This window comes from Pseudomonas sp. 20P_3.2_Bac5 (assembly GCF_025466035.1).
GTDB lineage: Bacteria > Pseudomonadota > Gammaproteobacteria > Pseudomonadales > Pseudomonadaceae > Aquipseudomonas.
The window spans coordinates 1-931 of sequence record NZ_JANLOA010000028.1 but is presented as its reverse complement, the minus strand read 5'-3'; the positions used below and the strand labels follow the sequence as shown (position 1 = coordinate 931).

Genomic DNA, 931 nt, shown 5'->3' with positions numbered 1-931 from the left:
GCAGCCCGGCCCGCCGGTGGAATACAACCCCAAACCCGGCGGCGATCGTCCGGGTCCGGCGCTGCACAACTTTACCTACACCGAAAACGTGCGCAGCGCCCGCCAGACCCAGCGCGACTACAGCTTCAAGAACCCGCTGTACAACCAGCAAACCCGGCGCGAAGCCACCGACCTGGCGCACCAGGCCAAGAGCTACGAACGCTACGACTATCCCGGCCGTTACAAGGGCGAATCGGGCGAAGCCTTCACCCGCGACCGTCTGCTTGGACTGCGCGGCGAGGCCTGTCAGGTCATCACCGAAGGTGACGACGCGCGGCTGGTGCCGGGCATCTATTTCGACCTCGTCGGCCACCCGCGCGAAGACCTGAATCGCGGCTGGCGCCCAATCCGTCTGGAGCACCGCGGCAAGCAATACGTCAGCCAGGGCGAGGACAGCGCCGACGCTGCCCAGGGCACCCACTACAACTGCGTCGCCATCCTGGTGCCGGACGATGCCGAATGGCGCGCCGAGGCCTTGCCCAAACCACGCATCGATGGCCCGCAGCCGGCAAAGGTGGTCGGCCCGCCCGGAGAGGAAATCTACTGCGACGAATTCGGCCGGGTGAAGGTGCAGTTCCCGTGGGACCGCGAGGGTAACGAGGACGAACATAGCTCCTGCTGGATCCGCGTATCGCAGAACATCGCCGGTGCGCTTTGGGGCCATATGGCGATTCCGCGTATTGGTCAGGAAGTGATCGTCAGCAACTTCGACGGAGACCCGGACCAACCGGTTATCACCGGCCGGGGCTTCAATGCCCTGCAGCGTCCGCCCTACGAACTGCCGGCACACAAAACGCGCATGACCCTCAAGAGCCAGACCCACAAGGGCGACGGTTTCAACGAGCTGCGTTTCGAGGATGAAGCGGGGCAGGAAGAGGTATTCATCCATGCG

At 64.6% G+C, this 931-nt stretch carries 1 protein-coding gene; it reads left to right on the top strand.

Annotated features, from left to right (window positions below; translation table 11 throughout):
• On the top strand, positions 1-931 hold a 931-nt coding region (gene tssI / locus NTD88_RS05060), incomplete at both ends, for a type VI secretion system tip protein TssI/VgrG (protein WP_262191710.1).